Source organism: Cupriavidus sp. GW821-FHT07C08 (assembly GCF_059419025.1).
On record NZ_JBWKQZ010000001.1, the window covers coordinates 113,945 to 137,789 of the forward strand.

A 23,845-nucleotide genomic window follows, 5' to 3' on the forward strand; every position below is an offset into this window, starting at 1 on the left:
CGCTGACATGGGACCACTACCCCTTTTTCATACCTATATTGATTTCCCTACACCATGAATTCTGCAAACCGCAAACCGCTACCGGGCACCAAGCTGGATTACTTTGACGCGCGCGCCGCGGTCGAGGCAATCCAGCCGGGTGCCTACGACAAGCTGCCGTACACGTCGCGCGTGCTGGCAGAAAACCTGGTGCGCCGCTGCGATCCCGCCACGCTGACGGATTCACTGAAGCAGCTGATCGGGCGCAAGCGCGACCTCGATTTCCCGTGGTTCCCCGCGCGCGTGGTGTGCCATGACATCCTGGGCCAGACCGCGCTGGTGGACCTGGCCGGCCTGCGCGACGCCATTGCCGACCAGGGCGGCGACCCCGCCAAGGTCAACCCGGTAGTGCCGGTGCAGCTGATCGTCGATCACTCGCTGGCGGTGGAGTGCGGCGGCTTCGATCCCGATGCCTTCGCCAAGAACCGCGCCATCGAAGACCGCCGCAACGAAGACCGTTTCCATTTCATCGACTGGACCAAGCAGGCGTTCAAGAACGTCGACGTGATCCCGCCGGGCAACGGCATCATGCACCAGATCAACCTGGAGAAGATGTCGCCGGTGATCCATGCCGACAATGGCGTGGCCTACCCCGATACCTGCGTCGGCACCGACAGCCACACCCCGCACGTGGATGCGCTGGGCGTGATCGCCATCGGCGTTGGCGGCCTGGAAGCCGAGAACGTGATGCTCGGCCGCGCCTCGTGGATGCGCCTGCCGGACATCGTCGGCGTGGAGCTGACCGGCAAGCGCCAGCCCGGCATCACCGCCACCGACATCGTGCTGGCCCTGACTGAATTCCTGCGCAAGGAAAAGGTGGTCGGCGCCTATCTGGAGTTCCGTGGCGAAGGCGCATCCAGCCTGACGCTCGGCGACCGCGCCACCATCTCCAACATGGCCCCGGAATATGGCGCCACTGCCGCGATGTTCTTCATCGACGAGCAGACCATTGACTACCTGCGCCTGACCGGCCGCACCGACGAGCAGCTCAAGCTGGTCGAAACGTACGCCAGGACTGCCGGCCTGTGGGCGGATTCGCTGAAGGACGCCGAGTACGAGCGCGTGCTGAAGTTCGACCTGTCGAGCGTGGTGCGCAACATGGCCGGCCCGTCCAACCCGCACAAGCGCCTGCCGACCTCCGCGCTGGCCGAGCGCGGCATCGCCGTCGACCTGGACAAGGCCCGCGCGCAGGAAGCCGAAGGCCTGATGCCGGACGGCGCGGTCATCATCGCCGCCATCACCAGCTGCACCAACACCAGCAACCCGCGCAACGTGATCGCCGCCGCGCTGCTGGCGCGCAACGCCAATGCGCGCGGCCTGGCCCGCAAGCCGTGGGTCAAGTCGTCGCTGGCGCCCGGCTCCAAGGCGGTCGAGCTGTACCTGGAAGAAGCGAACCTGCTGCCGGACCTGGAGAAGCTCGGCTTCGGCATCGTCGCCTTTGCCTGCACCACGTGCAACGGCATGTCGGGCGCGTTGGATCCCAAGATCCAGCAGGAAATCATCGACCGCGACCTGTATGCCACGGCAGTGCTGTCCGGCAACCGCAATTTCGACGGCCGCATCCACCCGTACGCCAAGCAGGCCTTCCTGGCCTCGCCGCCGCTGGTGGTGGCCTATGCCATCGCTGGCACCATCCGCTTCGATATCGAAAAGGACGTGCTGGGCACGGACCAGGACGGCAAGCCGGTCTACCTGAAGGACATCTGGCCGAGCGACGAAGAGATCGACGCGATCGTGGCAAAGAGCGTCAAGCCCGAGCAGTTCCGCAAGGTCTACGAGCCGATGTTCGCCATCACCGCGGCCAGCGGCGAGTCCGTCAGCCCGCTGTACGACTGGCGCCCGCAGAGCACCTACATCCGCCGCCCGCCCTACTGGGAAGGCGCGCTGGCCGGCGAGCGTACGCTCAAGGCGCTGCGTCCGCTGGCGGTGCTGGGCGACAACATCACCACCGACCACCTGTCGCCGTCCAACGCCATCATGCTTAACAGCGCCGCGGGTGAATACCTGGCCAAGATGGGCCTGCCGGAAGAGGACTTCAACTCGTACGCCACCCACCGCGGCGACCACCTGACCGCGCAGCGCGCCACCTTTGCCAACCCGACCCTGATCAACGAGATGGCCGTGGTCGACGGCCAGGTCAAGAAGGGTTCGCTGGCGCGCATCGAGCCGGAAGGCAAGGTCGTGCGCATGTGGGAAGCCATCGAGACCTATATGGACCGCAAGCAGCCGCTGATCATCATCGCCGGCGCGGACTATGGCCAGGGCTCGTCGCGCGACTGGGCCGCCAAGGGCGTGCGCCTGGCCGGCGTGGAAGTCATCGTCGCCGAGGGCTTCGAGCGCATCCACCGCACCAACCTGATCGGCATGGGCGTGCTGCCGCTGGAGTTCAAGCCGGGCGTGAACCGCCTGACGCTGGGCCTGGACGGCACCGAGACCTATGACGTGATCGGCGAGCGCCAGCCGCGCGCCACGCTGACGCTGGTGGTGAACCGCAAGAACGGCGAGCGCGTCGAGGTGCCGGTGACCTGCCGCCTCGATAGCGACGAGGAAGTGTCGATCTACGAAGCCGGCGGCGTGCTGCAGCGCTTCGCGCAGGACTTCCTTGAGTCGACCCGTTCGGCTGCATAAGCTGTGACATGGGCCCGGGCGGCATAGATGCCGCCCGGGCCAACCAGGACAAAGATTTCCATGGCTCACGTACCCCAGATCAAGATTCCCGCCACCTATATCCGTGGCGGCACCAGCAAAGGCGTGTTCTTCCGCCTGCAGGATTTGCCGGAAACGGCACAAGTGCCCGGCCCGGCGCGCGACGCGCTGCTGATGCGCGTGATCGGCAGCCCCGATCCCTATGGCAAGCAGATCGACGGCATGGGCGCGGCCACGTCCAGCACCAGCAAGACGGTGATCGTGTCCAAGAGCAGCCGGCCCGACCACGATGTCGACTACCTGTTCGGCCAGGTCTCGATCGACCAGCCCTTTGTCGACTGGAGCGGCAACTGCGGCAATCTGTCGGCAGCGGTCGGTCCCTTTGCCATCAGCGCCGGCCTGGTCGATGCCAGCCGCATCCCGCACAACGGCGTGGCCGTGGTGCGCATCTGGCAGGCCAATATCGGCAAGACCATCATCGGCCATGTGCCCGTCACCAACGGCGAAGTGCAGGAGACCGGCGATTTCGAGCTGGATGGCGTGACCTTCCCGGCCGCCGAAGTGCAGCTTGAGTTCATGGACCCGGCCGCCGAGGAAGAAGGCGCCGGCGGCGCGATGTTCCCCACCGGCAACGTGGTCGACGACCTCGAAGTGCCGGGCGTGGGCACGCTCAAGGCCACCATGATCAACGCCGGCATCCCGACCATCTTCGTCAACGCCGAGAGCATCGGCTACACCGGCACCGAGCTGCAGGACGCCATCAACAGCGACACCAAGGCGCTGGCGATGTTCGAGACCATCCGTGCCTACGGCGCGCTGCGCATGGGCCTGATCAAGAACGTGGACGAGGCCGCCAAGCGCCAGCACACGCCCAAGGTGGCCTTTGTCGCCAAGCCGGTCGACTACGCCGCCTCCAGCGGCAAGAAGGTGGCCGCGGCCGATGTGGACCTGCTGGTGCGCGCGCTGTCGATGGGCAAGCTGCACCACGCCATGATGGGCACGGCAGCGGTGGCGATCGGCACCGCCGCGGCCATCCCCGGCACGCTGGTCAACCTGGCCGCCGGCGGCGGCGAGCGCAACGCGGTGCGTTTCGGGCATCCGTCCGGCACGCTGCGCGTGGGCGCCGAGGCGCAGCAGGTCGATGGCGAATGGGCGGTCAAAAAGGCCATCATGAGCCGCAGCGCGCGCGTGCTGATGGAAGGCTGGGTGCGCGTGCCCGGCGACGCGTTCTGAGCTGAGCCGCACCCGCGAGGCCGTTCATGTCCACCGACACACCGTCCGCGCAACGCCCCGATCCGGACCAGGTGCTGGTCGATATCGTCGACTATGTCACCCGGTACGAGATCAAAAGCGGCCTCGCCTACGACACCGCCCGCAACTGCCTGATCGACACGCTCGGTTGCGGGCTCGAAGCCCTCTCCTACCCGGCCTGCACCAAGCTGCTGGGTCCTATCGTTCCGGGCACGATCGTGCCCAACGGCGCGCGCGTGCCGGGCACCCAGTTCCAGCTCGATCCGGTCCAGGCCGCGTTCAATATCGGCGCGATGATCCGCTGGCTGGACTTCAACGACACCTGGCTCGCGGCCGAATGGGGTCATCCGTCGGACAATCTCGGCGGCATCCTGGCCACCGCTGACTGGATCTCGCGCAACAACATCGCCGCCGGGCGCAAGCCGCTGACGATGAAGGCTGTGCTGGCGGCGATGATCAAGGCGCACGAGATCCAGGGCTGCATCGCGCTGGAGAATTCGTTCAACCAGGTCGGGCTGGACCACGTGGTGCTGGTCAAGGTGGCTTCCACCGCCGTGGTCGCGCAGATGCTCGGCCTCACGCGCGACGAGATCCTCAATGCCGTGTCGCTGGCCTGGGTCGACGGCCAGAGCCTGCGCACCTACCGCCACGCCCCCAACACCGGCAGCCGCAAGAGCTGGGCCGCCGGCGACGCCACCAGCCGCGCGGTGCGGCTGGCGCTGATCGCCCGCACCGGCGAGATGGGCTATCCGTCGGTGCTGACGGCAAAGACCTGGGGCTTCTACGACGTGCTGTTCAAGGGGCAGCCGTTCCGCTTCCAGCGGCCCTACGGGTCGTATGTGATGGAGAACATCCTGTTCAAGATCTCGTACCCGGCTGAATTCCACGCGCAGACCGCGGTGGAGGCAGCGATGCAGCTGCACGGTGCGCTGGCGCTCGCGGGGCGCAGCGCGGCCGATATCTCCGCCATCACCATCCGCACCCACGAGGCCTGCCTGCGCATCATCGACAAGCAGGGTCCGCTCAGCAATCCGGCGGATCGCGACCACTGCATCCAGTACATGGTGGCGGTGCCGCTGCTGTTCGGCCGCCTGACCGCCGCCGACTACGAAGACAAGGTTGCAGCCGACCCGCGCATCGACGCGCTGCGCGGCAAGATCACCTGCGTGGAAGACCCCGCGCTGACGCGCGACTACCACGACCCCGGCAAGCGCTCGATCGCCAATGCGCTGACCGTGACGCTGGCTGACGGCACCGTGCTGGACGAGGTGCTGGTCGAATACCCGCTCGGCCACAAGCGCCGCCGCGCCGAGGGCATCCCGCTGCTGGTGGAAAAATTCCGCACCAACCTCGCCCGCCGCTTCCCGCCGAAACAGCAGCAGGCCATCCTGGCCGCGTCGCTGGACCAGGCGCGGCTGGAGGCCATCCCGGTCAATGAGTACCTCGATATGTATGCGATTTGAGTTATCGCCCAGGCATCTTCATGCCGAATCGGCATAACCCTTGCAGCGCCCCTCCCGCGCCAAATTCTCCTCACGTATAGTCACTGCCGCTGCCTGAACGGGCCCTGCACCACAGGCCCCGCTGCCGGCAGCCACCGACTGAACACGGACGGCACCATTCCACCCATAAGGTATGTCGCCGATTCCAGTACGGGCCACACGTTCGTATAGATACCGAGGAGAAACATGAAACACTTCGCCCGCGTCACCACGCTGGCCGCCGCCCTGCTGTCGGCGAGCCTGATCACCGGCACTGCCCACGCGCAGCTCGCACCCGCCGCACAACCCGGCGTCGCACCCGCCACGGCCCAGGCCGAAGCCCGCAAGGCCAATATCGTCATCATCGGCACCGGCGGCACCATTGCCGGAGCCGGCGCATCGGCGACCAACACCGCGGCCTACCAGTCCGCCGTGGTGCCGGTCGACAAGATCATCGCCTCGGTGCCCGAGATCTCCAAGGTCGCCAACGTCAAGGGCGAGCAGATCTTCCAGATCGGTTCGGAGAGCTTCAACAACGAACGCCTGCTGAAGCTGGCCAAGCGCGTATCGGAACTGCTCAAGCAGCCAGACGTGGACGGCATCGTCATTACGCACGGCACCGATACCATCGAGGAAACCGCTTACTTCCTGAACCTGACGCTCAAGAGCGACAAGCCGGTGGTGGTGGTGGGCTCGATGCGCCCGGGCACCGCGCTCGGCGCCGACGGCGCGCTCAACCTGTACGACGCCGTGCTGGTCGCCTCCAACCCTGCCTCCAAGGGCAAGGGCACGCTGGCCGTGCTGAACGACGAGATCCACACCGGCCGCGACGTCACCAAGAGCAACACCTTCAAGACCGAGACCTTCCGCTCGCCGTTCGGCCCGCTGGGCTACGTGGTCGAAGGCCGCACGCTGTTCTATCGCGTGCCGGCGCGTCCGCACACGCAGCAGACGCAGTGGGACATCGACAAGATCGACAAGCTGCCTGAAGTGGCAGTGCTCTACGCCTACGGCAACGCCAATCCGGCCGCGGTCGACGCCGCGGTGAAGAGCGGTGCCAAGGCCATCATCTATGCCGCCACCGGCAACGGCAGCGTCGGCGACTACATGGTCGACTCGCTCAAGGCCGCACGCGCCAAGGGCGTGCAGGTCGTGCGTGCCTCGCGCACCGGCAGCGGCGTGGTGGTGCGCAATGCAGAGCAGCCGGACGACAAGTACGACTGGATCGTCACCGACGACCAGCTGCCGCAGAAGGCACGCATCCTGATGGCGCTGGCGCTGACGCAGACCAACGACTCCAAGGCGCTGCAGCAGGTCTTCTGGAAGTACTGATGGGGTCGTGGAGCAAGCGGTATCGCCGCTAGACGCTCCTGCCCTCTCCCCCGGCCCCTCTCCCGTACGCGGGAGAGGGGAGCAAACCGGCGGCTGCATCGGCTGGCACCAGCTTCCCCGCCTCCTCCCCTGCGTTTCCCCCTTCTTTCCGTTCCAGCCATTGCCTTGGCGATTGGCCCAGCCGTGCCGTAAACGCGCGCGACAGCGCCGACGCATTGGCATAGCCCAGCTCCAGCGCCACGGATTTCACCGGGCGGCCCAGCCGCAACTGCGCCTGCGCCAGCGTCAGGCGCCAGTCGGTCAGGTAGTCGGCCGGCGGCTGCCCCACGATGCGCCGGAAGCTCGCGGCAAAGGCGCTGCGCGACATGCCTGCGCGGGCCGCCATGCGCGGCAGGTCCCACGGCTCGCCCGGCGCCTCGTGCAGCGCCACCAGCGCGCGTGCCAGGCGCGGGTCGGACAGGCCGGCGATCAGGCCCGCCTGGATGCCGGCCTCCTGGTGGTGGTCGATCAGCCGGGAAGCTGCCCTTCGCATTGCCAGCAGTTCGCGCCAGTGTATTGGCGCGCCTGAGTGTGAACTTAAAAATATGGCGGTTAATTGCGTTTTATGGATTTGAAAAACGGACGCACGATGCGTCCGCTCCGGATTCAGAACATGGCGCTGCTCATCAATGCTTTTGCAACCAGTACGCCCTCGTCCGGCGCTTCCGCATAGACCGAGACGTCGGTGACCACCTGCCGGCGCCCACGCCGCACCACCGTAGCCACCGCGCGCAGCGCCGTACCCTGTGCCGGGGCCAGGTACTGGATAGACAGCGAACTGGTCGCCCCGCCCTTCACATCGTCGGCACTGGCGCCAGAAGCTGCTGCCGCGGCGCCGGCAATATCGATCAGCGTGGCAATGACGCCGCCGTGCACGATGCTGCCGTGGGTCACATTGGTCGGCAGGAACGGCATCTCCAGCTCGACCTGATCGGGCGCCAGGCTGGCCAGCGGCACGCCGAGGGCGCGCGCCACCGGGGAGCCGATCAGGACGTTGTCGACCATGGCGCGCATGCGGGGGTCAACGGAGGCTTGGCGATCATATTGGCGAGGGAAGCTGGCAAGGGTTTGGGGCATGGCTGGGCTCCTGATTCAGGGTGGAGCGTAGCAAGTGAGAGGAACCCGCTCAATTACGTAAGACGTAGTTGTCCGTCCATGCACGCCAGCCGTTGGCAGCTCTCACCACATAGACGGCGGGACATTGCGGGCGCAGTAACGCCCCCCGAAACTCCATCGAAATGACTAAAGGAGATTGTCAATGCAATTTTCCATCGCAATCCATAAAGAGCATGGAGCGGCCTACGGCGTTACGGTGCCAGACATTCCAGGTTGCCATTCCTGGGGCGAGTCCATAGACGATGCCATCCGCAACACGGAAGAGGCGATCCGCAGCCACATCGCAATCCGACGCCAACTTGGTGAAGCGACGCTCTTTCATGCTTCATCAACGGAGGAATTGCTTGCCAATCCCGAATATGCGGGCGCCATCTGGACACTAGTTGAGATCGATTTGACGGACCAGAGGGCATGGGAAGAGCCGCCCCGTTCCGACCCCGTATAATGTCCCCCCGTTTCACCCCAATCCCTCCCGCCACCATGCCGTCGCCCTCAGAATCCGCCCCGCTCCGCCCCGAACCGGACCACGGCACCACGGATTCCACGCTGTCCGAGCGCCCGGACAGCCCCTGCATCGGCATCTGCTCGACGCTGTTCGACGAGATCTGCCAGGGCTGCGGCCGCACTGCGGCCGAGGTCAGCAACTGGGTGTTCTTCACTGAAGAGGAAAAGCAGGTGGTCTGGGAACGCATTACCCGCGAAGGCACAGGGAAGCGGTTCCGCCAGGGCTGAGGCTGCGGCGCTCAGCCGCCCGCCAGCCGCCGCTCCATATCTTCGATTTCGCGCTGTTCCACGCGCTGCCGGGCAAGCTTGCGCCAGTTCTCGGCCAGCGGTGCCAGCTCTGACATTTCCGCGAGCGCAGCATAGTCCAGCCGGTCGACATACAGCACCTGCAGCAGGCGCTGCAGCGACCATCGCGGACAGGGGCGCGCCACCAGTTCCAGCGTATCGCCCGCCGCCACGTCGCCAGTCTCCAGTACACGGTAGTACCAGCCGGTGCGCAGGCTTTGCTGCACGGCGCGCGACATGCCTGCATAGCCGAATCGATGATTGAGCTTCCAGCATGGCTGGCGCGCCTGCGATACCTCTACCAGCGCCGTGCCCAGGCGGAAGCGGTCGCCGATGCAGACGGCGGCCTCGGTCAGCCCGGTGGTGCTCAGGTTCTCGCCAAAGGCGCCCGCAACGTCGAGCACACCGTTGCCTTGCGCACCCTGCGCAGCCAGTTCCTCGCGCCACGCCGGGTAATGATCGAAGGCGTAGTGGTGCAGCGCCTTTTCCGGGCCACCGTGATGGCGCGGGTCGCCCTGCCCATCGCCTTCAAGTCCAAGCGCGGTCACGCGAATCCGCTCGCCAGCCGCGGTCTTGGCGATGCCGCTGGGCACGCCATTGGGCCCGAACGGGCGCACCTGTCCCGTCAACACGGCGCCGATCACCGCGCGCACTGGCGATGCCGGCTGGCTCATAGCCCCGCTTCCTCCAGCCAGCGCGCGAACATGCGCTCGCCCGCGGCCGCCACGGTGGCGCCGACTTCGGCAGTACGCGCGCGGATGGTGCGCGGATCGACGCCGGCCTTGGCCAGTTCGACGGTATGGCCGATCAGCCAGGCCTCGATATCGCGCGGCATGACCTCGGGGTGGAATTGCAGCGCCAGCACCTGGTTGCCGATGGCATAGGCCTGGTTCTGTACCGCGGCGGTGGATGCCAGCAGTTGCGCGCCGGGCGGCAGGTCGAAGGTATCGCCATGCCAGTGCAGCACCTCCCAGTGGGCGCTGGCCAGTTCGGCCAGCGCGGAATCCTGTCCCGCCGGCGTAGGCGAAATCGGCGCCCAGCCGATCTCGCGCGTGCCCGCGTAGACGCGCGCGCCGGCAGCACGCGCGATCAGCTGCGCGCCCAGGCAAACCCCGATCATCTTGCCGCCAGCCGCCAGGCGTTGGCGGATCAGGGCGATCTCGGCCTCCAGCCAGGGATAGGCTTCGGTTTCATAGACACCGATGGGGCCGCCGAGGATCAGCAGCAGGTCTGCCGGATTCTCCGCGATGGGTGCCAGGTCGTCCACACCGGCCTGAAACACCTGCAACGCATGCCCGCGCGCGCGCAAGGCATTGCCGATCACGCCCGCATGCTCGAATGCGACGTGCTGGATCACATGGGTGGTACGCGTTGCCATCGGGGACTCCTGCCGGTCGAAAGGGGTCCCCATGGTAGCGTCAATTGCTGCGCCCCGCGAAGACCATGGCAGGATCTCGCCAATTTGCGAGCATTCTCAGCACGGCATGTCATGCCCTGCGCTATTTGGCCGCAGCCGGCACCAGGATCAGCGTATCTGGCGCAACCTGCTGCGGCGGCGATGGCACGGGCGGGATGGTCACGTACTCGACCGCCGCCCATTTGCCGGTCCAGTCGCGGTAGCGCGGCAACAGCGCGTTGCCTGACTGCCCGGTGGAGTCCATGAACCGCGACGCCTCCAGGTCCGCCAGGTCATAGAGCGCCCGCACGCTGGCCGCGTGGGTGTTTTCGAACGGCGCCTTGTCGTCGCGCAGGTTGTGCCGGCCGACATTGACCGTATAGGTATCGCCGCCGGTCGGCACGCGCAGGTTGAACAGCGGCGACAGGTACGCGACCTTGCCGAAGGGCTTGTGCTCGGAGCGCGCCGTGTGCGCCTCGCCCCAGCGCCAGCGGGCGGCGTCGTCGCCGTAGCGGCGCGACAGGTCCGCCATGGCCTGGGTCCAAGCGTCTGCAATGGCGTCGTCGCAGGTCTCGGCCGGGCGCGTATGCTGCCGGTCGCACCAGAACGCGCCCAGCGTACGCGGATCGCGCAGGATATTGAGCATGGGCTGCTGCACGTTACGCTGCTCCCACAGGCGGACAAAGATTGCCTCGCCCGCTTTCTCCTCGAACAGCCGCCGCGACAGCTCGCGCAGCCAGGCGGTGACCACCAGCGGCTCGGCGCGCGCCGGGTCCATGGTGCCATCCCACTTGCGCAGCGCTTCCAGCAAGGCGCGTTCGCGCTCGGGCCGCGCCGCATCCCGGCTGACGGGCGCGGCCAGCAGCAGCGGCAAGGCATCGCGCACGGCCAGCGAGACCACGTCTTTCTGGATTGCCGCAAAGCTGTCGAAGCTGTGCCTGGGCGTGGCCGCCAGCAGCGACTGGATCCGGTCGAAGCGATACGGCACGGTCCATTCGCTGGTGATGAAGTACGGGTAGTCCGGCGCAACGATGCGCTGGTTGGCCGTCACGATCACGCCGTCAGCCGGGTTGTAGCGGTGCGGCAGTGCCTCGAACGGGATAAAACCGGTCCAGTCGTAGCGCGCGTCCCAGCCGGGCGCAGGCGCCAGCCCCTTGAGGTCGTTGTCGGCCCGGCGCAGCGGCACGCGTCCGGGCGCATAGAAGCCGATATTGCCGTCGACATCGGCATAGACAATGTTCTGCTGCGGCGAATGGAAGTCGCGCAGCGCCGCGGTGAAGCCGGCCCAGTCGCGCGCTTCGTTCATGCGTAGTCCGGCCTGGAAGGTGCGGTCGTCCGGACGCAGCGCGGTCCACTGGAAGGCCACCACATACTGTGCGCCCAGCGGTCCCGCGGCAGCTGAAAGCGGCTCGGCCACATCGGAAATCACCGGGCCGTGGCGCGTGGCGCGGACCTTCAGCACCACGTCCGGGGCGCCCTTGACGCGGATGGTCTCGGTGCGGGTCTCGAATGCGGCCCAGCCGTCCGGGGTCTGGTACTGGGTGTCGTTGCCGGGGCGCAGCCGTTCGATATACAGGTCCTGCACATCGGGCGCGGTATTGGTCAGCCCCCAGGCGATGCGGTCGTTGTGTCCCAGCACCACCAGCGGCATGCCGGGCAGCGTGGCGCCGGTCACGTCCAGGCCGGGCGCCGTCATCCTGGCGAAGTACCACAGCGCGGGCGCCTGCAGCCCCAGGTGCGGGTCATTGGCCAGCATCGGCTTGCCCGATTGCGTATGCGCACCCGACACCACCCAGTTGTTCGAGCCCATGCCCTCGACATAACCTGGCGGCGCCTTGTCGCCGACGCTGGCCATGGCATTCGCCAGCGGTGCCAGTTGCCTGTACAGATGGCCGTAATCCATGGTGCGCACCGGCTGCTCGCCCGGATACGGCGCCAGCAACTCGCTGATGCGGGCCACCGGCAGCACTTGCGCCAGCCGCATGCGCAGGGTTTCCTGGGTCCAGTTACCGCCCAGGTCCCAGGCCATCATGGTCTGCCAGCCCAGCGTATCGGCCGGCTCCCAGCGCTCGGGTTGCGCGCGCAGCAGCAGGAATTCAGGCGGCAGCGGGCCCTTGCGATGGTCGATCCAGGCATTGACGCCGTCGGCATAGGCCTGCAGCGCGGCACGGGTCTCGGGCGAGGCCTGCGCCAGGATGGCCTCGGCATTGCGCCGCACGCCCAGCGTGCGCAGGAACTTGTCGGTATCGAGCGCGGACGGCCCCAGGATCTCCGCGAGCCGGCCTGCCACGACGCGCTTGTTCATCTGCATCTGCCACAGCCGGTCCTGTGCATGGACGTAGCCCAGCGCAAACCAGGCGTCCGCCTTGCTGGCGGCGCGGATATGGGGCACGCCATGGCCGTCGCGCACGACCGCGACCTGGCCGCGCAAACCCGCCAGCGCTTCCTGGCCGGAAGCCGGCGGCTGCGCCGCATGGCGATACCAGACCAGGGCCCCGGCGGCGCCGGCCACCGCCAGCACCAGCAGCCCCACCACAAACCTGGCCAGCCGACCAAACCAGCGCATCGTTGCTCCCCCAATGACTTTTGTCGTTATGTTTTACGTGTTTTCCGCGCATTATCCGCACGAAAAAATGCCCGGACCAGCCGGGCATTTCCCATATTGCATCAACGCGCTCAGCGCAGCATCAGGCTGCCGGCTTCTTCAGCTGCAGCGACTTGTACTCCAGGAATTCCTCCAGGCCGTACTTGCCCGCTTCGCGCCCGTTGCCGGACTGCTTGTAGCCGCCGAACGGCGCCTGCATATTGAACGGACCGCCGTTGATATCGACCTGGCCGGTGCGGATGCGGCGCGCCACGCGGATCGCGCGTGCCTCGTCACCGGACCAGACCCCGCCGCCCAGGCCATAGATGCTGTCATTGGCGATGCGCACCGCGTCTTCCTCGGTGTCATAGCAGATGATCGACAGCACCGGCCCGAAGATCTCTTCCTGCGCCACGGTGGCACGCGGCTCCACGTTGCCGAGCACGGTCGGCTTGACGTAGAAGCCCTTGTCCAGCCCTTCCGGGGTTTCCGGACCGCCAGCCACCAGCTCCGCACCCTCGTCCAGGCCCCGGCGGATATAGCCGGTCACACGGTCCTTCTGCACCGCGGAAATCAGCGGTCCCAGCTTGCTGGTTTCCTGCAGCGGATCGCCCACGGTAAAGCCCGCGACCACCTTCTGCGCGATCGCCTTCACTTCCTCGTAACGGGCCCGCGGCACCAGCATGCGGGTATGCGCCGAACAGGTCTGGCCGGAATTCAGGAAGCAGGCATTGATGGTGCCCTTCACCGCCGACGGCAGGTCGGCGTCATCCAGGATTACCGAAGCGGACTTGCCGCCCAGCTCCAGCGCCACGCGCTTGACGGTCTGCGCTGCCAGTTCCGACACGCGCTTGCCGGCACGGGTCGAACCCGTGAACGACACCATGTCGACTTCCGGGTGGCTGGCCAGCACCTCGCCCACCACCGGGCCATAGCCGGTCACCAGGTTGAACACGCCCGGCGGCAGGCCGGCGGCCTCGATCACCTCAGCCAGCACGAAGGCATTGAGCGGTGCCACTTCGGAAGGCTTGAGCACCACGGTGCAGCCGGCGGCCAGCGCCGGCGCCACCTTCAGCGTGATCTGGTTGAGCGGGAAGTTCCACGGAGTAATGGCACCCACCACGCCCACGGGCTCGCGCACCACCAGGGAGTTGCCGACCTCTTCCTCGAAGCGGAAACCGTCCAGCAGCTTGGCGGCCTGGCCCCAGTTGTAGACCGGCCCGCCCACCTGGATCGCGCGCGCCAGCTTGATCGGCATGCCGACTTCGCCGGCGATCAGCTGGGCCAGCTCTTCGCTGCGCGCCTTCAGGCCTTCGGCGATCTTGGCGATATAGCCGGCACGCACTGCCGGCGGCGTGGCCGACCAGCTGTCGAAGGCCGCGCGGGCCGCCTGGATGGCATCCTCGGCGTCGCGCGCCGAGCCTTCGGGGATGGTGCCCATCACCGCCTCGGTGGCAGAGTGGATGACGTCGATCTTGCCATTGCCGTGGGGAGCGACCCACTTGCCGTTAATAAAGAGTTTGTCTCGTTGTTGCATGGCCACAGTTCTCGGTTTGGTGAATTGGCGATTGCAATTTTTTTGTTACTTTTATGGTGCACGCACATTGTAGAGCGGATTCGGGACTATGTTTTTGCGCCGCGGAAAGCCGCGCATACCGCTCTGGGCAAGAAGGTGGCGATAATCGGCCGCACCACCTGACGGGGGACTCCCGCCAAAGACGGCCGGACATAACAAGGGGTGAGACATGGTCGATCCGATCTACCGCAAGACGGATGCGGGACAGGACGAGATCCGGACGCGTGCACGCAAGCTTGACCACAAGCTGCGCGCGCTGCTGCTGATGGTCAACGGCGAGCGCCGCGGGCAGGAATTGCTGGCGCAGGTAGCCGGCATGGGAGTGGCCCCCGAGGCCATGGATGCACTGGTGGCACAAGGCCTGGTAGAAGCCGTCCCGGAGCCGGCAAGGCCGCCCGCTGCCGTGGCGCAGGCGCCGGCGCGTGGCGTCACGCCTGCTGCCGACACCAATATGTTCTCCGTGTATGCAATGCGCCATGCACCGGTCACCGAGGTGCCGGAGGCGCCGCAACCGGCCGATACCGCGGCCTATTCACCCGCGGACATCGCGGCCTTCGAGAGCCTGTATCACTTCTATACCGACGTGATCGGGCAGCATCTCGGCCTGCGCGGCTACATGCTGCAGGTGAAAGTCGAAAAGGCCACCGACCTGCCCGCGCTGCTGGCGCTGCGCGAACCGCTGCATGCGGCGCTGCTCAAGGCCAAGGGCGACATCACCGCGCGTGCCATCACGAGCCAGCTCGACCAGATCGCCGATCGCATCGCCGCTGGCTGGCATTCCGGCGCAGCAATGTAAAAGGCCGCCCGGAGGCGGCCTTCTTGCATCATCAACGTTCCGACGCTCAGCCGTCGATACCCTGCGACTGCAGATACTCGTCATACGTACCGAGGTAGTCCGTCAGCGTGCCGTCCGTGCGCACTTCAATCACGCGCGTCGCCAGCCCGCTGATCAGCTCGCGGTCGTGCGAAACGAAGATCAGCGTGCCCGTGAACTTGTCCAGCGCGATCTGCAGCGATTCGATCGACTCCATGTCCATGTGGTTGGTCGGCTCGTCCATGGCCAGCACGTTGTGGCGGCCCAGCATCAGCTTGCCCCAGATCATGCGGCCCTTCTCGCCGCCGGACAGCACCTTGACCGACTTCCTGATGTCGTCGGCCGAGAACAGCAGGCGGCCCAGCGTGCCGCGCAGCGAGGTCTCGTCGTCGCCGGCCTGCGTCCACTGGCTCATCCAGTCCATCACGTCGCGGTTGTCCGGGAATTCCTCGTAGGTATCCTGCGGCATGTAGCCGACGTTGGCGTTCTCGGCCCACTTGACCGTGCCGCGGTCCACTTCCACGCCGCGCTGCACACCGGTCTGCACCGCGCCGTTGAGCAGGCTGCGCAGCAGCGTGGTCTTGCCGGCGCCGTTTTCACCGATGATCGCCACGCGCTCGCCGGCCTGGATCGCCAGCGACAGGCCGTTGATGATCTTGCGGTCGTAGGTCTTGGTGATGTTCTCCACCTCAACGGCCAGGTTGTGCAGCTTCTTCTCGAACTCGAAGCGGATGAACGGGTTCTGGCGCGACGACGGCTTGATGTCGTCGACCTTGATCTTCTCGATCTGCTTGGCGCGCGAGGTGGCCTGGCGGGCCTTGGACTTGTTGGCCGAGAAGCGGCGCACGAAGTCCTGCAGCTCGCTGATGCGCTCCTTGGCGCGCGCGTTGGCGGCGACCTGGCGCTCGCGGGCCTGCATTGACGCTTCCATGTAGTCGTCGTAGTTGCCCGGGTAGACCTTGAGCGTGCCGTAGTCCATGTCGGCCATGTGGGTGCAGACCGAGTTCAGGAAGTGGCGATCGTGGGAGATGATGATCATGGTGGAGTTGCGCTCGTTGAGCACGGTCTCCAGCCATCGGATCGTGTTGATGTCCAGGTTGTTGGTCGGTTCGTCCAGCAGCAGCACGTCCGGGTTCGAGAACAGTGCCTGTGCCAGCAGCACGCGCAGCTTCCAGCCGGGGGCCACGTCGCTCATGTTGCCCTGGTGCTGGCTGGTGGGGATGCCCACGCCCAGCAGCAGCTCGCCAGCGCGGGCCTCGGCGGTGTAGCCGTCGTATTCGGCGTACTTGGCCTCCAGCTCGGCGGCCTTCATGTAGTCTTCGTCGGTCGCTTCCGGGTTGGCGTAGATGGCGTCGCGCTCCTGCGCGGCACCCCACATCTCGGTGTGGCCCATCATCACCACGTCCAGCACGCGCATGTCTTCATAGGCGAACTGGTCCTGGCGCAGCTTGCCCAGGCGCACGCCCGGCTCCAGCATGACGTTGCCCGACGACGGTTCCAGGTCGCTGCCCAGGATCTTCATGAAGGTGGACTTGCCGCAACCGTTCGCGCCGATCAGGCCGTAGCGGTTGCCCTCGCCGAACTTGACCGAGATATTCTCGAACAACGGCTTGGGGCCGAACTGCATGGTGATGTTTGCGGTAGAAAGCACGTCTTGAACCTTGTCTGGAGATTGTGGCGCCGCGGCGCTGGCCGCGGCTTGCCGGTTTTGCACACGAGGCGCACCCCATGCCGCTCAGGGACGGGCCTTGCCGGAGATGCATCGCGCTGGCCCGGAGTATTCCGGCGGCCATGGCTGGCGATGCGGCACGGGCCGCGCCCGGTTCATGTGAGAACCCGGCAGGAAGTCAGGAAATAACCGTACATTCTATCATCCGGACGCATTCCTTGCGACCCGGATGCGCGGCATCGGACGATGCGGCCGGTCAGGCCAGTGTCGGCAGCACCGGATAGCCGGAAAACGCCATGCTGAAGCCATCCGCACGTGCGGCCAGCCGCACCTGGGCACCGACCGGCAGCGTCAGCTTGCGCGCGCAGTGGCCGAACGGCAGCCCGGTCAGCACCGGCACCGGCAGCTGGTCGCGCAGGTAGGCCACCACGGCGTCCATGTCGTAGCCGTTGTCGTAGTCGGTGACGCGGTAATTGGAAAAATCGCCCAGCACGATGGCGCGCTGCGCGCCCAGCACGCCGGCCTGCTGCAACTGGATCAGCATGCGCTCCACCCGGTACGGCGGCTCGTTGATGTCTTCCAGGAACAGCACCCCGCCCTCCACCTGCGGCATGAAAGGCGTGCCCAGCAGGCTGCACAGCATGGCCAGGTTGCCGCCCCAGAGCGTGCCTTCCACGCTGCCGGAGAACGGTTGGCCGCCCGGCTGCGGCGCTGCCACGTCGACGCTGTACGCAGGGTTGCGCAAGATGCCTTCGAAATGCTCCCACATGAAGGGATCCACCACCTCGGCACCAAAATCCGCCAGCAGCATCGGCCCGGCAAAGGTGACGCCACCCGTCGCCGCCAGGTAGGCCAGCTGGAACGCGGTGAAGTCGCTGTGGCCGACGATGGGCGTGCCGCTGGCACTGGCCTGCGCGGCGATGCGGGCAAAGTCGACTTGCGCCAGCAGCCGCGCGATGCCATAGCCGCCGCGCACCGCCAGCGTCAGCGCGTGCGGCGCGCCAGTGCCGATGGCATGCAGGTCGGCCAGCCGCTCCGCATCCGTGCCGCCAAAGCGCAGGTAGCGCCGCGCCAGCACGTCAGGATTGGTCATGTGGTAGCCATGATGCTTGAGCCAGGCACAGCCGCGCGCGGCGACGGCGACGTCGTGCGGATAGCCGGACGAGGCGATCAGTCGGACTTCGGTATGCGGCGGCCTGCTGTTCGGCGTGCTCATGCTTCGGTGTCGTTGTTCTTGTCGGGATCGGTGACAGGCGCGGCGGCGTCCTGCTGTGCCGCCTTTTGCGCGGCTTTCTGGGCCCGGCGGCGCGCGCCGAAGAAATCCTTCAGCATCTGGCCGCAGGTGTCGGCCAGCACCCCGCCGGCAATGGTGGTCTGGTGGTTGAGCTGCGCCTGCTCGAACAGGTTGAGCACGCTGCCGGCCGCGCCGGTCTTGGGGTCGGTTGCACCGAACACCACGTGACGCAGCCGCGCGTGCAGGATCGCGCCGCTGCACATGACGCACGGTTCCAGCGTCACGTACAGCTCGCACTCTGGCATGCGGTAGTTGCCGATCACCTGGGCGGCGGCGCGCAGCGCCTGCATCTCCGCATGGGCGGATGGGTCCACCGAGCGGATCGGCAGATTGTGGCCGCGCGCGATGATGGTGTCGTTCCAGACCACCACCGCGCCCACCGGCACTTCGCCGGCGGCTTCGGCCAGGCGGGCTTCTTCTAGCGCGGCGCGCATGTAGCGCGCATCGCGCTCGGCAGCCTCGGCCGGGTCTTCAGGCAGGGCGCGCAGCGCGCGCAACGGCAGCGGTGGCGTCTCTGTCATCGTCCCCGCTCAGTCCTGCGCCGGCAGCACGGCGGGCGCGCTCACTTCCGCCCAGCAGTTGGGCGTTTCGAACAGCACCAGCCTGGTCAGCTGCAGATGGTGGCCGAAGCAGTCCTTGAACACCGGCGCCAGGATGTCGAACGCGACCTGGGCCAGGTTCTCGACCGTCGGGATCGCATCCAGCACCACGGTCTTGTGCCCTTCCATCGATTGCAGGAAGTTCAGCAGCGCGGTGTCGCCACGGTAGATCAGGAAGGCATGGTCCCACTTGTTGACCAGGTGCTCGTTGGCCAGCGCCTTGATGTCGCCGAAGTCCAGGATCATGCCGTCATCCGACGCGCCCTCGCGGTGCAGGACCTCGCCCGACAGCGTCAGGTCGAGCCGGTAGCGGTGGCCGTGGATATTGCGGCACTGCCCGCAGTGGTTCGGGATGCGGTGGCCGGAGTCGAACTCCAGCCGGCGGGTAATGGAAACTTGTTTGCTCATGTGTACCGGCGCCGGTGCCGGCCGCCTGCGTTGGAACGGACGCTGCGCGCGCGCCCGAAGCCTGTATTGTGTACGTTTTGCCGCCCGTTGGGCGACCTGTCGATACCGTCGATGCCGCGCCGCTCAGCGGATGCCCAGCAGCTTGTGCGTCTGCAGCGACAGCCGCCAGCGCGGATGGCGCTGGCAGAACGCCACCGCGGCGGCGGTATTTTCCCTCGCCAGCGGGCCGTCCATGGCCTGCACCAGGAAATGGCGGAAATCAAGCTGCTCGTATGCGGCAAAGTCCTGGCCTTCCTGCGGGATCACGACTTTGAGCTCGTCACCACGCGTGACCACCAGTTCCGAGCCCATCTTGGGGCTGACGCAGACCCAGTCGATCCCCGGCGGCACGGCGATGGTGCCGTTGGTTTCGATCGCGATCTCGAAGCCCTGCGCATGCAGCGCGTCGATCAGCGGCGCGTCGAGCTGCAGCAGCGGCTCACCCCCGGTGCAGACCACCAGCGGCTGGCCGCCGGCGCCCTGCGGCCACTCCGACGCGACCACCGCGGCCAGCTCTTCGGCCGTGCGGTACTTGCCGCCGCGCGTGCCATCGGTGCCGACGAAATCCGTATCGCAGAACTGGCACACCGCGCTGGCGCGGTCGTCTTCGCGGCCGCTCCACAGGTTGCAGCCGGCAAAGCGGCAGAACACCGCGGCGCGGCCGGCGTTGGCGCCTTCGCCCTGCAGCGTATAGAAGATTTCCTTGACGGCGTAAGTCATGCGTGGGGGTCTCTCTGGGACCGTTTTGGGACCGTTAACGGGCATTCGGCCGCCCTTGGGCTGGCCGGGGTTTCAACAGGTATTGGGCAAAGGCCGGATCACAAGTATCACGGATCCGGGCTCGGGCTCCCGGATCGGCGCCGCATGGCTGGCAGCGCGGGCGGTGTGCACCGGGTATTCCGTGCAGGGCTCCGGGCACTGCCGGAGGAACCGCCTGTGGCCTGTCGCAGGCTGCGTCCGGCCGGTCCGGACGTATTGCAAGTATACCAGAGGGGTCAGGGTTTTCGCTTAGATGCTGGCGGGACGCGGCGCCCGCCGCCGGCCAGGGTCAGATGGCGCAGGGTTTCGCCGCTGGGTGCCGCCAGATGTGGCCGGATCGGCAGCTCCAGGCCGTCGTCGGTACGCAAGGGCAGCGGTTGAGCCCCTCCGGCTGGGTAAAGCCCAGCAGCGCATGCAGCGTTGAATCGCGCAGCCTGCCGATGCGGATGGCGACATCGGTGCGGTGCTCGATCAGGCAGGGTCAGCCTCATTCTTGAATTTTAGTCAAATATCTTCTGCAGATCCCCGGGTTTTTCTGCAAAGGCATCCCAGGCACACTCCGCCCTGTTCCTGGCTCCTTTTGCCATTGTTGCCCTTACCGGAGGCTGCATCATGCCCATTGCCCTGTTCGCGCTGACCATCAGCGCCTTTGCCATCGGCACGACCGAGTTCGTGATCGTTGGCCTGATTCCCACCATTGCCGCCAACCTGCACGTTTCCCTGCCATCGGCAGGGCTGCTGGTCAGCCTGTATGCGCTAGGCGTAGCCATCGGCGCCCCGGTGCTGACCGCGCTGACCGGCCGGCTGCCGCGCAAGCTGCTGCTATTGTCGCTGATGGCACTGTTCACGCTCGGCAACCTGCTGGCGTGGAAGGCGCCCGGCTATGAATCGCTGGTGCTGGCGCGCGTGCTGACCGGCCTGGCGCACGGCGTGTTCTTCTCGATCGGTTCGACCATCGCCACCGGGCTGGTCCCGCGCGAGAAGGCCGCCAGCGCCATCGCCATCATGTTCACCGGTCTGACCGTGGCGCTGGTGACCGGCGTGCCGCTGGGTACCTTTATCGGCCAGCACTTCGGCTGGCGCGAGACCTTCCTGGCCGTCTCGGCGCTGGGCGCGGTGGCCTTTGTCGGCAGCCTGCTGTTCGTGCCGCGCACCATCGCGCATACGCCGCCGGCGTCGCTGCTGCAGCAGGCGCGCGTGCTGGCCGAGCCGCGGCTGCTGCTGGTCTACGCCAAGACCGCGATCGGCTACGGCGGCTCGTTCATCCCTTTCACCTTCCTCGCCCCGATCCTGCAGGACGTGTCCGGCTTTGACGCCGGCGCGGTCGGCCTGGTGATGCTGGTGTATGGTGTCTCAGTCGCCGCCGGCAACATCTGGGGCGGCCGCCTGGCCGACCGCCACGGCCCGATCCCGGCGCTGAAGCTGGTGTTCCTGCTGCTGGCCCTGGTGCTGTTCGTGCTGACCTTCACCGCACCGCATCGCTGGCTGGTGGTGGCGACCGTGCTGGCCTGGGGTGCCGTGGCCTTCGGCAACGTGCCCGGCCTGCAGGTCTACGTGGTCAAGCAGGCCGAACGCTTCACGCCTGACGCCGTGGATGTCGCATCCGGCCTGAATATTGCCGCCTTCAATCTCGGCATTGCCGGCGCGGCCTGGGCCGGCGGGCTGATCGTGACCCACCTGGGCCTGATGCAGACCCCGTGGATCGGCGCGCTGGTGGTGCTGGTGGCACTGGCCCTGACCGAGCTGAGCGGGCGCCTGGACCGCGCCGCGGGCTTCGATGCCCGCAGCGGCGGCGTGCCGGCCGGTGCCATGACGCACTGATCTGCCCCCTGTACCGACTCTTCCCGAACACCCCGAAAGCCTCAGTGGTGCATGCCGCCACCATGAAAGCCACCATGCGAGCCACCATGCGAGCCACCTCCACCCCCACCGTGGAACCCCCTATGGAAACCGCCATGGAAGCCGGAATGAAAGCCGCCATGGAAACCACCACGAACGATCACGCCCGGCCTGCGGACGAACACATGGTGCATATGGTGGAAGTGATGGAAGCGGTCAACAAAGATCACGCTGGCACCAAAGCCCACGCCGACCGGCGCCCAGTACCAGGGATCATAGTAATAGGCCGGGGCCGCATATGTGACCCACCCGCTCGCTCCGTCGACCAACTGCCACGTCCCGTCCGGCTGCAAGCAAGCCACCCCCGAGATCACCTGCAGCACGCCGTCAATCTCGGCCTGTCCAACCACTTGCTGGCAGGGCGCCGACACCAATTCCTCGGCCGGCGCCGCCACGCCAAAGCCGAGGCCTGCGCACACGGCCGCTGCGGCCGCCAAAACCTTGCCCATGATTGTCACCCTGACCTCAAAGTCCCGACGTATGTCCTCGCGGAGCGCATGGCACATCGGTTTGCCGCCGGCCCGCACTGCATGAAGTAAACGGATTAGCGGCACGTTTTATTCCACAGGCGGTGAGGTTGCGCCTCGCTGCCATCCCTGCGGATCTCCGCCCACGCTGCTGCAGACGTCCATCGCGATCTCGCGCAGGCGCGGCTCGCTGCGCTGGCCCGAGAGCGCGTAACCGACACCCGCGCTGGCCCAATAGAACGTGCGCCGGTCCTCCTGGCGCAGCAATCGGAAGGAGGCGTGCTGCGGCGCGGCCTCGGTGATATACAGCGTGAGGCGCCCGCCCGCCTGGTTCTGATACATCAGCTGTGCCGCCGGGCCGGCCGCGCCGGGCAAGAGCCGCCCCCCCATCAGCGTGTAGCCGTATTCGTCCAGCGCTGGAATCGTCAGCGTGCGCGCCAGCCGGCGCGACAGCCACTCCACCAGGTGCGCCTGATCGGTGGCAGCCACTTCTACCGGGTGGCGCTGCTCCGGCGCGTAGACCGCGTAGGCAAGGTCGGCATGGCGGGAGAAAGCCCAGGGATCGGCCTCGCGCGCAGACAGCCACATGCCGCCGGTGCCGAGGATCATCCCCGCGCCGGCCCAGGCCAGCGCAGCCGACACGCGCCGCCACCACGCGCGGCGCGGCAGCACCAGTACATAGCGCATATCCGTCGGCAACGGAAACAACGACCTGAGTGCGGCACCCTGACGCTGGTAATCCTCCACACGTGCGGAGGCCTGTACATCGTGCGCCAGCGCGGCCGCGACCTCGGCCTGCTCGTGCGGCGCAAGCTCGCCATCGACCAGCGCCGAGAGCCGTTCCAACTCCGGGCCTGTCGTCAGCGCGGTGGAACTTCGATCGTCAGTCATGGCCTCTGCCTCACGACTTTGAAAATCTCGGGCCGGCTTCCAGCATCGCTGCCGAGCAGCATGCGCAGGTGCTCGCGTGCCCGCGACAGCCGCGACATCACCGTCCCCACCGGCACCTGCAGGATGGCGGCGGCTTCCCGGTAGCTCAGTTGCTCCAGCGCCACCAGCAGTAGCACGTCGCGCTGCTCCAGCGGCAGGCGGTACAGCGCGCGCTGCAAATCGAGCAGCAGCAGCCCGCCGACCTCCCCGACCGGCGCTTCCAGCCTCTGCCACACAGGGTCATCGGCATCAAGCGCTAGCTCGCGGTGCTTGCGCAACTGATCGATATAGAGGTGACGCAGTATGGTCATCAACCAGGCGCGCGTATTGCTGTGGGCGCGCAGCATCGAGGTGCGCGCGAGCGCGCGCTCGAGCGTGTCCTGCACCAGGTCGTCCGCCCATGCGGCATCACCCGTCAGCGCGCGCGCGTAACGGCGCAGCTGCGGCAGGCAGGCGGCGAGGTCGTCGCGCAAGCTCACCGGGATGGACACTCCTCGGGCTGGCGGCCAGGACCAATTAGTAGCCGCCGCGATACATTGCGCCGCCAGAGCTCCGGCTACTGCCACTGCGAGATGAGGACGAACCGTCCGCCGGATCCGTGCCACTGTCGGTGGAGCACGCCGCCACCGCCACCATGGCAAGCAGCAGGCCAGAAATCAGATGGGGCACTTTCATTTCAGTCTCCAGGAGGCAGGCCGCGGCGCAGCATTCTCCACGT

General features: G+C 66.8%; 22 protein-coding genes and 2 pseudogenes. 8 read left to right on the forward strand and 16 right to left on the reverse strand.

Annotation, left to right across the window (positions count from 1 at the left end; genetic code table 11):
• Positions 1–54: 54 nt before the first annotated feature.
• From acnD to AC07UK_RS00595, 4 genes are all read left to right on the forward strand, one after another.
• Positions 55–2,667: a Fe/S-dependent 2-methylisocitrate dehydratase AcnD gene (gene acnD / locus AC07UK_RS00580; protein WP_494685460.1), complete on the forward strand. Its 2,613-nt coding sequence runs from the start codon at positions 55–57 to the stop codon at positions 2,665–2,667.
• A 60-nt stretch (positions 2,668–2,727) separates the two neighbouring features.
• Positions 2,728–3,918 carry a 2-methylaconitate cis-trans isomerase PrpF gene (gene prpF, locus AC07UK_RS00585; RefSeq protein ID WP_494685459.1) on the forward strand — a complete coding sequence of 397 codons (1,191 nt, stop codon included), beginning with the start codon at positions 2,728–2,730 and terminating at the stop codon, positions 3,916–3,918.
• Positions 3,919–3,944: 26 nt separating this feature from the next.
• Positions 3,945–5,399 (forward strand): bifunctional 2-methylcitrate dehydratase/aconitate hydratase, encoded by a 1,455-nt coding sequence (locus tag AC07UK_RS00590; protein ID WP_494685458.1) that lies wholly within the window; start codon positions 3,945–3,947, stop codon positions 5,397–5,399.
• 225 nt (positions 5,400–5,624) lie between these two features.
• Positions 5,625–6,749 (forward strand): asparaginase, encoded by a 1,125-nt coding sequence (locus AC07UK_RS00595; RefSeq protein ID WP_494685457.1) that lies wholly within the window; start codon positions 5,625–5,627, stop codon positions 6,747–6,749.
• A 28-nt stretch (positions 6,750–6,777) separates the two neighbouring features.
• Here the strand turns inward: AC07UK_RS00595 and AC07UK_RS00600 are convergent.
• Positions 6,778–7,260 (reverse strand): annotated as a pseudogene (locus AC07UK_RS00600) (helix-turn-helix transcriptional regulator); the annotation flags it as partial.
• 134 nt (positions 7,261–7,394) lie between these two features.
• The gene (locus AC07UK_RS00605) at positions 7,395–7,865 is read right to left on the reverse strand and encodes a PaaI family thioesterase (protein WP_494685456.1); all 471 of its coding nucleotides are present in this window, start codon (positions 7,863–7,865) and stop codon (positions 7,395–7,397) included.
• Positions 7,866–8,046: 181 nt separating this feature from the next.
• Here AC07UK_RS00605 and AC07UK_RS00610 point away from each other — a divergent pair, with 181 nt between their 5' ends.
• Together AC07UK_RS00610 and AC07UK_RS00615 are read left to right on the forward strand one after the other, a co-directional pair.
• Positions 8,047–8,349, forward strand: coding sequence for a type II toxin-antitoxin system HicB family antitoxin (locus AC07UK_RS00610; protein WP_436221777.1), 303 nt, complete (start codon positions 8,047–8,049; stop codon positions 8,347–8,349).
• Between the two features lie 35 nt (positions 8,350–8,384).
• Positions 8,385–8,636 (forward strand): DUF1289 domain-containing protein, encoded by a 252-nt coding sequence (locus AC07UK_RS00615; protein ID WP_114132785.1) that lies wholly within the window; start codon positions 8,385–8,387, stop codon positions 8,634–8,636.
• An 11-nt stretch (positions 8,637–8,647) separates the two neighbouring features.
• Here the strand turns inward: AC07UK_RS00615 and AC07UK_RS00620 are convergent, their stop codons facing one another.
• The 4 genes from AC07UK_RS00620 to AC07UK_RS00635 all read right to left on the reverse strand — a co-directional run bounded on the left by AC07UK_RS00620 (position 8,648) and on the right by AC07UK_RS00635 (position 14,210).
• On the reverse strand, positions 8,648–9,367 hold the full coding sequence (locus AC07UK_RS00620; protein WP_494685455.1) for an MOSC domain-containing protein: 720 nt from the start codon (positions 9,365–9,367) through the stop codon (positions 8,648–8,650).
• Positions 9,364–10,071 (reverse strand): glutamine amidotransferase, encoded by a 708-nt coding sequence (locus AC07UK_RS00625; RefSeq protein ID WP_494685454.1) that lies wholly within the window; start codon positions 10,069–10,071, stop codon positions 9,364–9,366. Before AC07UK_RS00625 ends, AC07UK_RS00620 begins: the two co-directional genes overlap by 4 nt.
• 121 nt (positions 10,072–10,192) lie before the next feature.
• Positions 10,193–12,655: a penicillin acylase family protein gene (locus AC07UK_RS00630; protein ID WP_494685453.1), complete on the reverse strand. Its 2,463-nt coding sequence runs from the start codon at positions 12,653–12,655 to the stop codon at positions 10,193–10,195.
• Positions 12,656–12,776: 121 nt separating this feature from the next.
• Complete coding sequence (locus tag AC07UK_RS00635) at positions 12,777–14,210, reverse strand: aldehyde dehydrogenase family protein (RefSeq protein ID WP_436221781.1); 1,434 nt, start codon at positions 14,208–14,210, stop codon at positions 12,777–12,779.
• A 208-nt stretch (positions 14,211–14,418) separates the two neighbouring features.
• On the opposite strand from AC07UK_RS00635, the gene AC07UK_RS00640 reads away from it, so the two are divergent.
• Entirely contained in the window at positions 14,419–15,045 is a 627-nt protein-coding gene (locus AC07UK_RS00640; RefSeq protein ID WP_436221782.1) for a hypothetical protein, read from the forward strand.
• 46 nt (positions 15,046–15,091) lie between these two features.
• On the opposite strand, the gene AC07UK_RS00645 is transcribed toward AC07UK_RS00640, so the two are convergent.
• The 6 genes and pseudogenes from AC07UK_RS00645 to AC07UK_RS00670 form a co-directional block, all read right to left on the reverse strand.
• Complete coding sequence (locus AC07UK_RS00645) at positions 15,092–16,714, reverse strand: ABC-F family ATPase (RefSeq protein ID WP_436221783.1); 1,623 nt, start codon at positions 16,712–16,714, stop codon at positions 15,092–15,094.
• 274 nt (positions 16,715–16,988) lie between these two features.
• Positions 16,989–17,948, reverse strand: a complete 960-nt coding sequence (gene ldcA, locus AC07UK_RS00650; RefSeq protein WP_494685452.1) for a muramoyltetrapeptide carboxypeptidase — start codon at positions 17,946–17,948, stop codon at positions 16,989–16,991.
• Positions 17,945–18,547, reverse strand: coding sequence for a tRNA adenosine(34) deaminase TadA (tadA, locus tag AC07UK_RS00655; RefSeq protein ID WP_114132777.1), 603 nt, complete (start codon positions 18,545–18,547; stop codon positions 17,945–17,947). The genes ldcA and tadA overlap by 4 nt, the downstream gene beginning before the upstream one ends.
• Before the next feature lie 9 nt (positions 18,548–18,556).
• The gene (locus AC07UK_RS00660; RefSeq protein WP_010809539.1) at positions 18,557–19,033 is read right to left on the reverse strand and encodes a 6-pyruvoyl trahydropterin synthase family protein; all 477 of its coding nucleotides are present in this window, start codon (positions 19,031–19,033) and stop codon (positions 18,557–18,559) included.
• 123 nt (positions 19,034–19,156) lie between these two features.
• On the reverse strand, positions 19,157–19,792 hold the full coding sequence (gene queE / locus AC07UK_RS00665) for a 7-carboxy-7-deazaguanine synthase (protein WP_035816887.1): 636 nt from the start codon (positions 19,790–19,792) through the stop codon (positions 19,157–19,159).
• Between the two features lie 311 nt (positions 19,793–20,103).
• Positions 20,104–20,306, reverse strand: a pseudogene (locus tag AC07UK_RS00670) (LysR family transcriptional regulator); the annotation flags it as partial.
• Between the two features lie 137 nt (positions 20,307–20,443).
• Between AC07UK_RS00670 and AC07UK_RS00675 the strand changes: the two are divergent.
• A complete protein-coding gene (locus AC07UK_RS00675; protein WP_494685451.1) occupies positions 20,444–21,652 on the forward strand; it encodes an MFS transporter in 1,209 nt (402 codons plus the stop codon).
• Positions 21,653–21,693: 41 nt separating this feature from the next.
• Here AC07UK_RS00675 and AC07UK_RS00680 read toward each other — a convergent pair whose 3' ends face one another.
• The 4 genes from AC07UK_RS00680 to AC07UK_RS00695 form a co-directional block, all read right to left on the reverse strand.
• Entirely contained in the window at positions 21,694–22,179 is a 486-nt protein-coding gene (locus AC07UK_RS00680; RefSeq protein ID WP_494685450.1) for a hypothetical protein, read from the reverse strand.
• Between the two features lie 108 nt (positions 22,180–22,287).
• A complete protein-coding gene (locus AC07UK_RS00685) occupies positions 22,288–23,088 on the reverse strand; it encodes an anti-sigma factor family protein (RefSeq protein WP_494685449.1) in 801 nt (266 codons plus the stop codon).
• A complete protein-coding gene (locus AC07UK_RS00690) occupies positions 23,085–23,606 on the reverse strand; it encodes a sigma-70 family RNA polymerase sigma factor (protein WP_436221788.1) in 522 nt (173 codons plus the stop codon). The genes AC07UK_RS00685 and AC07UK_RS00690 overlap by 4 nt, the downstream gene beginning before the upstream one ends.
• Before the next feature lie 37 nt (positions 23,607–23,643).
• Positions 23,644–23,802 carry a hypothetical protein gene (locus tag AC07UK_RS00695; protein ID WP_494685448.1) on the reverse strand — a complete coding sequence of 53 codons (159 nt, stop codon included), beginning with the start codon at positions 23,800–23,802 and terminating at the stop codon, positions 23,644–23,646.
• Positions 23,803–23,845 lie beyond the last annotated feature (43 nt).

Coding starts and splice junctions, on each gene's coding strand:
- queE (WP_035816887.1), bottom strand. CDS start 19,792: ATGACTTACGCCGTCAAGGAAATCTTCTATACGCTGCAGGGCGAAGGC.
- AC07UK_RS00640 (WP_436221782.1), top strand. CDS start 14,419: ATGGTCGATCCGATCTACCGCAAGACGGATGCGGGACAGGACGAGATC.
- AC07UK_RS00620 (WP_494685455.1), bottom strand. CDS start 9,367: ATGAGCCAGCCGGCATCGCCAGTGCGCGCGGTGATCGGCGCCGTGTTG.
- AC07UK_RS00630 (WP_494685453.1), bottom strand. CDS start 12,655: ATGCGCTGGTTTGGTCGGCTGGCCAGGTTTGTGGTGGGGCTGCTGGTG.
- prpF (WP_494685459.1), top strand. CDS start 2,728: ATGGCTCACGTACCCCAGATCAAGATTCCCGCCACCTATATCCGTGGC.
- AC07UK_RS00595 (WP_494685457.1), top strand. CDS start 5,625: ATGAAACACTTCGCCCGCGTCACCACGCTGGCCGCCGCCCTGCTGTCG.
- AC07UK_RS00675 (WP_494685451.1), top strand. CDS start 20,444: ATGCCCATTGCCCTGTTCGCGCTGACCATCAGCGCCTTTGCCATCGGC.
- AC07UK_RS00615 (WP_114132785.1), top strand. CDS start 8,385: ATGCCGTCGCCCTCAGAATCCGCCCCGCTCCGCCCCGAACCGGACCAC.
- ldcA (WP_494685452.1), bottom strand. CDS start 17,948: ATGAGCACGCCGAACAGCAGGCCGCCGCATACCGAAGTCCGACTGATC.
- acnD (WP_494685460.1), top strand. CDS start 55: ATGAATTCTGCAAACCGCAAACCGCTACCGGGCACCAAGCTGGATTAC.
- AC07UK_RS00660 (WP_010809539.1), bottom strand. CDS start 19,033: ATGAGCAAACAAGTTTCCATTACCCGCCGGCTGGAGTTCGACTCCGGC.
- AC07UK_RS00590 (WP_494685458.1), top strand. CDS start 3,945: ATGTCCACCGACACACCGTCCGCGCAACGCCCCGATCCGGACCAGGTG.
- AC07UK_RS00635 (WP_436221781.1), bottom strand. CDS start 14,210: ATGCAACAACGAGACAAACTCTTTATTAACGGCAAGTGGGTCGCTCCC.
- AC07UK_RS00610 (WP_436221777.1), top strand. CDS start 8,047: ATGCAATTTTCCATCGCAATCCATAAAGAGCATGGAGCGGCCTACGGC.
- AC07UK_RS00685 (WP_494685449.1), bottom strand. CDS start 23,088: ATGACTGACGATCGAAGTTCCACCGCGCTGACGACAGGCCCGGAGTTG.
- AC07UK_RS00680 (WP_494685450.1), bottom strand. CDS start 22,179: ATGGGCAAGGTTTTGGCGGCCGCAGCGGCCGTGTGCGCAGGCCTCGGC.
- AC07UK_RS00625 (WP_494685454.1), bottom strand. CDS start 10,071: ATGGCAACGCGTACCACCCATGTGATCCAGCACGTCGCATTCGAGCAT.
- AC07UK_RS00605 (WP_494685456.1), bottom strand. CDS start 7,865: ATGCCCCAAACCCTTGCCAGCTTCCCTCGCCAATATGATCGCCAAGCC.
- tadA (WP_114132777.1), bottom strand. CDS start 18,547: ATGACAGAGACGCCACCGCTGCCGTTGCGCGCGCTGCGCGCCCTGCCT.
- AC07UK_RS00695 (WP_494685448.1), bottom strand. CDS start 23,802: ATGAAAGTGCCCCATCTGATTTCTGGCCTGCTGCTTGCCATGGTGGCG.